Below are 6,959 nucleotides of genomic sequence, written 5' to 3'. Positions count from 1 at the left end.
CCATGGCGGACGCGGCGGTGACGGCGGTTACGTCCAGGGCGGGCCCGCGCCGGACTGGCGGCGCCGGATCAAGATCGGCGCGCTGGCCCTGGTGGCACCGTTGTCGGTGGCCTGTTCATCCTGGTCGCCGGGGTGCTCGCGCTGCGCTTCGGAAGCCGCTGGCCCACCATGTCCGGCCGCTACGAGCGCGACGGTTCCCCCCGCCCCCGCAAGGCGCCCGCGCACCCCCGGGACCCCGACCGGCCCGAGGAACTGTGGAAGGCCCTGGACCGGGGCGAGGACCCCACCGGCTGAAGGCCCTCCCGCAAGCGCCGCCGTCCACCCGCGAGGCTCCGGACACGACCGGGACCAACGACCCCCCGGATCACCTCCCGCCTCCGCGTACGGGACAATGGGGGCGGGCCTTTCCACCGTGGACCCCGGTACACACCGCACACACCGCACACCGCGCAACACCAACGAGGAGCAACTCATGGCGGGCAGCAGCCACGGACACACCCCGGCCGCCTGGACCGGTGTCATCATCTCGTTCATCGGCTTCTGCGTCGCAGGCGTCTTCATGGTCGCGGCCAACCCGGCCGGGTTCTGGGCCGGCATCGGCGTGACCCTCGTGGGCGCCCTCGTGGGCCTGGCGATGAAGATGGCCGGACTCGGCATGCCGAAGGAGAGCCCGGAGTACGCCGCCGCCCGCGCGCGTGCGGGCGAGGCCCAGCTCGGCCACTGACGTACGCCGGGAGCAGGGGGCCCGCCCGCACGGGCACCGGCCCCCGCACCGTCGGACGCGACCACGCGACACGCGAGGCGCAGCCCCCTCGGGGCTGCGCCTTTCCGCGTACCGGGGGCACAATCGGCGGGTGGACGCCTCTCCCCTCCCCGCCGCGACCCCGCCCCCGGACGCCGGGTCCGCCGGGCCCGCCCAAGGCGGTCCCTGCCCGCCGGACACGTACGCGGTCCCCGCCGTCCCGTACGAAGCCCCGCGCCCGGCACCCAGTGTGCGGCGGTTCGCCGCGCCGGTGGGCGCCCTGGCCGCGGTCGTCGGCGCGTTCGGGTACGTCGCCGCGGTCGACCCGGGCGAACCCGGCCACTACCCTCTCTGCCCGCTCTTCCGGCTGACCGGCCTGCTCTGCCCCGGCTGCGGCGGACTGCGCAGCGCCCACGCCTTCGCCCACGGCGACTTCGTCACAGCCCTCGGCGACAACGCCCTCGCCGTCACCGGCTACGTCCTCTTCGCCGCCCTCTGGCCGCTCTGGCTCGTACGGACGGCCCGCCGCGAACCGCTGCGGGTGGGCGTCCCGCCCCGCTGGTGGTGGGGGATCGGCGCGGTGCTGGTGGCCTTCGGCGTCGTACGGAACCTGCCCATCGGCACCGCGCTGGCACCCTGAGTGACCACCTGCTGGGACGTGGACCGGCCGGATGCGAGCCCAGGGCTCCGCTGCGGATACCATCGAGACGGCTGATCCTGTTCCATCATTCGTTCGTTCCGGAAGGGGGCCGCTCGCGTGAGTGTGCTCGACGAGATCATTGACGGCGTCCGTGCGGACCTTGCGGAGCGGCAGGCGCGCGTCAGCCTCGACGAGCTCAAGGAACGCGCCGCACGCGCTCCCCGGGCCAAGGACGGAGTCGCCGCACTGCGCGGCGAGGGCGTCAACGTCATCTGCGAGGTCAAGCGCTCCAGCCCCTCCAAGGGCGCCCTGGCCGCCATCGCCGACCCGGCCGCGCTCGCCGCGGACTACGAGGCCGGTGGCGCGTCGGTCATCTCCGTCCTCACCGAGCAGCGCCGCTTCGGCGGGTCGCTCGCGGACCTGGAGGCGGTCCGCGCCAAGGTCGACATCCCGGTCCTGCGCAAGGACTTCATCGTCACCTCCTACCAGCTGTGGGAAGCCCGCGCCTACGGCGCCGACCTCGCCCTGCTGATCGTCGCCGCCCTCGACCAGGAGGCCCTCGTCTCCCTGATCGAGCGGGCCGAGTCCATCGGCCTCACCCCGCTCGTCGAGGCCCACGACGAGGAGGAGGCCGAGCGCGCGGTCGCCGCAGGCGCCCGCATCATCGGTGTCAACGCCCGCAACCTCAAGGACCTCAAGGTCGACCGCTCCACCTTCGAGCGGGTCGCCCCCGAGATTCCCGACCACATCGTCAAGGTCGCCGAATCGGGCGTCCGGGGCCCGCACGACCTGATCGCGTACGCCAACGCCGGCGCGGACGCCGTGCTCGTCGGCGAGTCGCTCGTCACCGGCCGCGACCCGCGCGTCGCCGTGGCCGACCTGGTCGCCGCCGGCACCCACCCCGCGCTCCGGCACGGACGGGGCTGACCCACCGCCATGACCGTCTCCGCGCGCCAGGGGCTCCCGTGCTCCGCACCGCTCACCCCGCAGGGCACCCGCCCCGCCGGGCGGCCGGTGCGCGAGCCGCGCGCACCCCTGGCACACGGCGGCGGCCGGCCCCCGCTCCTCCCGCTCGACCACCCGAAGCCCCGGCGCTGCGCCCCGCCGTTCTGGCACCGGGGCTGCCGCGCCCCCGCCCGCCGGGTGCACGGCCGCCGGGTCCGCTACGTCATCGGCGACGAGCCGGGACAGGTCAACGGCATGCGATGGCGCGCGGCCCCAGCGCCGCACTGAACGAAGGCTTCCGCGTCCCGCGCACCCACCCGTGAAGGGTCCGTGCGCCGACCCGGCATCCGCCCCGACCAGGTCCGGTCGCGGTGGTCCTCCGCTCCGCCCCGGCGCATCCGGTGAACCCACCCGTTGCCATCTCCAGGAGCCACGTCGGATGTCCTCTGACTTCTTCATTCCGGACCCCGAGGGTCTGATCCCCAGCGCCGAAGGCTATTTCGGTGCCTACGGCGGCAAGTTCATCCCGGAGGCGCTCGTCGCCGCCGTGGACGAGGTCGCCGTCGAGTACGACAAGGCCAAGGCCGACCCGGCCTTCGCCGCCGAGCTCAACGAGCTCATGGTCAACTACACCGGCCGCCCCAGCGCCCTGACCGAGGTCTCCCGCTTCGCCGAGCACGCCGGCGGCGCGCGCGTCTTCCTCAAGCGCGAGGACCTCAACCACACCGGCTCGCACAAGATCAACAACGTGCTGGGCCAGGCGCTCCTCACCAAGCGCATGGGCAAGACCCGGGTCATCGCCGAGACCGGAGCCGGTCAGCACGGCGTCGCCACCGCGACCGCCTGCGCGCTGTTCGGCCTGGAGTGCACCATCTACATGGGGGAGATCGACACCGAGCGCCAGGCGCTCAACGTCGCCCGCATGCGGATGCTCGGTGCCGAGGTCGTCGCCGTGAAGTCCGGCTCCCGCACCCTCAAGGACGCCATCAACGAGGCGTTCCGCGACTGGGTCGCCAACGTGGACCGCACCCACTACCTCTTCGGTACGGTCGCGGGACCGCACCCCTTCCCCGCCATGGTCCGGGACTTCCACCGGGTCATCGGGGTCGAGGCCCGCCGCCAGATCCTGGAACGCGCCGGCCGGCTGCCGGACGCCGCGGTCGCCTGCGTCGGCGGCGGCTCCAACGCCATCGGCCTCTTCCACGCCTTCATCCCGGACGCCTCCGTCCGCCTCATCGGCTGCGAGCCCGCCGGGCACGGCGTCGAGACCGGCGAGCACGCGGCGACCCTCACCGCGGGCGAGCCCGGCATCCTGCACGGCTCGCGCAGCTACGTCCTCCAGGACGACGAGGGCCAGATCACCGAGCCGTACTCCATCTCGGCCGGCCTGGACTACCCGGGCATCGGCCCGGAGCACTCCTACCTCAAGGACGTCGGCCGCGCCGAGTACGTCGCGGTGACGGACGCCGCCGCGATGTCGGCCCTGCGGCTGCTCTCGCGCACCGAGGGGATCATCCCGGCCATCGAGAGCGCGCACGCGCTGGCCGGTGCCCTGGAGATCGGCAAGGAGCTGGGCGAGGACGGGCTGATCGTCATCAACCTCTCCGGGCGTGGCGACAAGGACATGGACACCGCGGCCCGCTACTTCGGGCTGTACGAGGCCGACGCGACCGTCGAAGCGGACACGGCCGGCCACGGCGCGGAGATCGAGGGGGACGTCAAGTGAGCGGCACCGGACACACCGGCAACATCGCACTGCTGAACACCACCCTCGCCGCCGCGAAGGCCGAGGACCGCGCGGCCCTCATCGCCTACCTCCCGGCGGGCTTCCCGACCGTGGACGGCGGCATCGAGGCGATCAAGGCGGTCGTGGCCGGCGGCGCCGACGTCGTCGAGGTGGGCCTGCCGCACAGCGACCCGGTGCTCGACGGCCCGGTCATCCAGACCGCCGACGACATCGCGCTGCGCGGCGGCGTGCGGATCGCCGACGTGATGCGCACGGTCCGCGAGACGTACGAGGCGACCGGCGCCCCGATCCTCGTCATGACCTACTGGAACCCCATCGACCGCTACGGCATCGAGCGGTTCACCGCCGAGCTGGCCGCGGCGGGCGGGGCCGGCTGCATCCTGCCCGACCTGCCGGTCCAGGAGTCGGCCGTGTGGCGCGAGAACGCGGAGAAGCACTCTCTCGCCACCGTCTTCGTCGTCGCCCCCAGCAGCCGCGACGAGCGCCTCGCCACCATCACGGCGGCGGGCTCCGGCTTCGTCTACGCCGCCTCCCTCATGGGAGTCACCGGCACCCGCGCCTCCGTCGGCGACCAGGCCCAGAACCTGGTGGCCCGCACCCGCGCGACCACCACCTCCCTCCCGGTCTGCGTCGGCCTCGGCGTCTCCAACGCGGCGCAGGCCGCGGAGGTGGCCGGCTTCGCGGACGGCGTCATCGTCGGGTCGGCCTTCGTCAAGGCCATCCTCGACGCGCCCGACGCCGCCGCGGGCACGGCCGCGGTGAAGGCGCTCGCGGGCGAACTCGCCGAAGGTGTTCGAAAGCGCTGACGCGTTGTGTCACCCGTACGGGTGGAGTGGGACCGGGGAGGCACGCGAGTGCCTCCCCGGTTCGTTGCTGCGGGTGTGAGCGAGAACCATGAAGGAAGAAGGGCCGCGCGCGACCGGCTCGTCCAGCAGCGTGAGCAGGAGAAGGCGCGCGAGCGCCGCCGCCGCACGCTGATCGTCGCCGGAGCCGTGATCGGCGTGCTGGCGCTGGCCGCCGTGATCGGCCTGATCGCGGCCAACGCCGGGGACGACGACGACAGCACCGCCGCCCCCGTCGTCGCACCGTCCGGCGCCACCGGGAAGGACGACCTCGCCATCCCGGTGGGAGCGAGCGACGCCCCGTCCACGCTCACGATCTGGGAGGACTTCCGCTGCCCGGTCTGCGCCCAGTTCGAGAACGCGTTCCGTTCCACCATCGCGGAGCTCACCAAGAGCGGACAGCTCCGGGTGGAGTACCACCTGGCCACGATCATCGACGGCAACATGGGCGGTACCGGCTCCGTGCGCGCCGCGAACGCCGCGGCCTGCGCCCAGGACGCCGGCAAGTTCGTGGCGTACCACGACATCCTCTACACCAACCAGCCCGCCGAGACCGATGACGCCTTCGGCAAGGACAGCACCCTGATCGACCTCTCCAAGAAGGTCCCCGGCCTTGACACCCCGGCCTTCCGCAGCTGCGTGGAGGACGGCAAGCACAACGCCTGGGTCGCGAAGTCGAACACCGCGTTCAGCGAGGGCGGCTTCCAGGGGACCCCGACCGCGCTGCTCAACGGCGAATCCATCTTCCCGAAGAAGGGCGACGAGCAGATCTCGGTCGCCAACCTCAAGAAGTGGGTGGAAGAGGCCAACAAGGGCAAGAAGGCCGGCACCCTCACTCCCACGCCCGCGGCCTCCTGATCACGGTGGATCGAAGCACGGTGGATTCCGGCCCTGTTACCCATACGTTGCCGGGTGGCGTGCCGTCCGCGCGGCCCGGCAGGGTAGCGTCGGTTCCGTCATGAACCTTGCCTTCATTCCCAGCCCGTCGACCGGCGTGATCGATCTCGGACCGATCCCGCTCCGCGGCTACGCGTTCTGCATCATCATCGGTGTCTTCGTCGCCGTCTGGTTCGGCAACAAGCGCTGGATCGCCCGGGGCGGCAGAGCCGGCACCGTGGCCGACATCGCCGTCTGGGCGGTGCCCTTCGGCCTCGTGGGCGGCCGTCTCTACCACGTCATCACCGACTACCAGCTGTACTTCGGTGACGGTGAGGACTGGGTGGACGCCTTCAAGGTGTGGGAGGGCGGCCTCGGTATCTGGGGCGCCATCTCCCTCGGCGCCGTCGGTGCCTGGATCGGCTGCCGCCGCCGGGGCATCCCGCTGCCGGCCTGGGCCGACGCCCTCGCCCCCGGTATCGCCTTCGCCCAGGCCATCGGGCGCTGGGGCAACTGGTTCAACCAGGAGCTCTACGGCCGCGAGACCACCCTGCCGTGGGGGCTGAAGATCAGCGAGGCCCCGAACCGGGTCGCCGGCACCTACCACCCGACGTTCCTCTACGAGTCGCTCTGGTGCGTCGGTGTCGCCCTGCTGGTCATCTGGGCGGACCGCCGCTTCCGGCTCGGACACGGCCGCGCGTTCGCCCTGTACGTCGCCGCGTACTGCACCGGCCGCGCGTGGATCGAGTACATGCGGGTCGACGAGGCCCACCACGTGCTGGGGCTCCGGCTGAACGTGTGGACCGCGATCATCGTCTTCGTCCTGGCCGTCACGTACATCGTGATCTCCGCCAGGGTGCGTCCCGGTCGCGAGGAGATCGTGGAGCCCGGGGCGCAGGAGACGGACGACGACGGCGACACGGACGCCAAGGCCGACGCCGACACGGACGCCGAGGCGGACGCGACGGACGACGGCCCGACCGACACCCCGAAGGCCGACATGGTGAAGGCCGAAGCGACGAAGGCCGGCACGGCGGACGACGCCACCGGGACCGATGTCGTGGACCGGCCGGCGCGACCCCAGCCCCGAGTACCTCGCCTTCTGGCGCGAGTACCACCTCTGCACCCTGACCACTCTCCGCCCGGACGGCACCCCGCACGTCGTAC

The 6,959-nt window shown here is 72.7% G+C and carries 9 protein-coding genes; all 9 read left to right on the top strand.

Annotated features, from left to right (window positions below):
• Nucleotides 1-54: 54 nt before the first annotated feature.
• On the top strand, nt 55-294 hold the full coding sequence (locus ACWD3D_RS31355) for a Trp biosynthesis-associated membrane protein (RefSeq protein ID WP_451464131.1): 240 nt from the start codon (nt 55-57) through the stop codon (nt 292-294).
• Nucleotides 295-472: 178 nt separating this feature from the next.
• Nucleotides 473-724: an HGxxPAAW family protein gene (locus ACWD3D_RS31350; protein WP_387371320.1), complete on the top strand. Its 252-nt coding sequence runs from the start codon at nt 473-475 to the stop codon at nt 722-724.
• A 130-nt stretch (nt 725-854) separates the two neighbouring features.
• Nucleotides 855-1,382 carry a DUF2752 domain-containing protein gene (locus ACWD3D_RS31345; RefSeq protein ID WP_451464130.1) on the top strand — a complete coding sequence of 176 codons (528 nt, stop codon included), beginning with the start codon at nt 855-857 and terminating at the stop codon, nt 1,380-1,382.
• A 117-nt stretch (nt 1,383-1,499) separates the two neighbouring features.
• Nucleotides 1,500-2,309 carry an indole-3-glycerol phosphate synthase TrpC gene (gene trpC, locus ACWD3D_RS31340; protein ID WP_451464129.1) on the top strand — a complete coding sequence of 270 codons (810 nt, stop codon included), beginning with the start codon at nt 1,500-1,502 and terminating at the stop codon, nt 2,307-2,309.
• A gap of 9 nt (nt 2,310-2,318) precedes the next feature.
• Nucleotides 2,319-2,615: a tryptophan biosynthesis modulator TrpM gene (gene trpM, locus ACWD3D_RS31335; RefSeq protein WP_451464128.1), complete on the top strand. Its 297-nt coding sequence runs from the start codon at nt 2,319-2,321 to the stop codon at nt 2,613-2,615.
• A gap of 151 nt (nt 2,616-2,766) precedes the next feature.
• A complete protein-coding gene (trpB, locus tag ACWD3D_RS31330) occupies nt 2,767-4,053 on the top strand; it encodes a tryptophan synthase subunit beta (RefSeq protein ID WP_387371316.1) in 1,287 nt (428 codons plus the stop codon).
• On the top strand, nt 4,050-4,880 hold the full coding sequence (trpA, locus tag ACWD3D_RS31325) for a tryptophan synthase subunit alpha (protein ID WP_451464127.1): 831 nt from the start codon (nt 4,050-4,052) through the stop codon (nt 4,878-4,880). Before trpB ends, trpA begins: the two co-directional genes overlap by 4 nt.
• 75 nt (nt 4,881-4,955) lie before the next feature.
• Nucleotides 4,956-5,774, top strand: coding sequence for a DsbA family protein (locus ACWD3D_RS31320; protein WP_451464126.1), 819 nt, complete (start codon nt 4,956-4,958; stop codon nt 5,772-5,774).
• A 100-nt stretch (nt 5,775-5,874) separates the two neighbouring features.
• Nucleotides 5,875-6,959, top strand: a 1,085-nt coding sequence (lgt, locus tag ACWD3D_RS31315) for a prolipoprotein diacylglyceryl transferase (RefSeq protein ID WP_451464125.1), incomplete at its 3' end; no start/stop codon positions are given.

The sequence above is a fragment of the Streptomyces sp. NPDC002690 genome (assembly GCF_053592415.1).
This window is presented reverse-complemented; position numbering and strand designations above follow the sequence as displayed.